The sequence below is a fragment of the Thalassotalea sp. G2M2-11 genome (assembly GCF_017168195.1).
GTDB lineage: Bacteria > Pseudomonadota > Gammaproteobacteria > Enterobacterales > Alteromonadaceae > Thalassotalea_E.
The window spans coordinates 1-707 of record NZ_JADNYL010000011.1; the positions used below are offsets into that span (position 1 = coordinate 1).

1 pseudogene is annotated in these 707 nt (G+C 40.5%); it reads right to left on the reverse strand.

What is annotated here, in order from left to right:
• Positions 1-707: pseudogene (locus IV514_RS17345) on the reverse strand (IS3 family transposase); the annotation flags it as partial.

The window sequence follows — 707 nt, forward strand, 5'->3', positions numbered from 1 at the left end:
TGGCTTTCGCTTAGTTAACGCTTGCTTCAATGCTTTCATGGTGAGGTCAGTAGATTTCTGTAGGCCTAATGCCCAGCCAATCACTCGGCGTGAATACAAATCTAATACTACCGCTAAATAATGCCAACGCTGCCCGACCTTTAAGTAGGTAATATCACCCGACCATTGTTGGTTAATGCCCGTTGGTTTATCAATACCTTTACGATGATTTTCAATGGCTTTATAAAAGAATTTAACCTTCGCGGGTTTGCTGTAGGTTTTTAACGCACGTGCGCGTAAACCATTTTCACGCATTAAACGCGCTACACGTTTTTTACTAGTGCTAATACCTTCTCGTTTTAATGCGTGAAAGAATCGCGGGCTGCCATACCTTTGTTTATTGTTGATAAATACGCGATTAATATGAGTCAGCAGCTCTCTATCAGCTAATACTCTTGAGGATACTAATCGATTACGCCAAGCATAATAACCACTGCGTGAGACCTTTAGCCATGAACATAAGTATTTAACACCTAATCGTTGTCCGTGTGTTTGGATGAATCCAAATCGCTCTGATGGACTTCCGCCAGATACCGTTGCCACTTTTTTAACAAATCATTCTCCTGCTTTAAACGCTCATTCTCTTTTTGCAGTTGTTTGATTTTGTTTAGCTCTTTTTTAGTAGGGAGTTCACTCATGAGTTTTTTGTTGCTTTGATAGCGAGGATT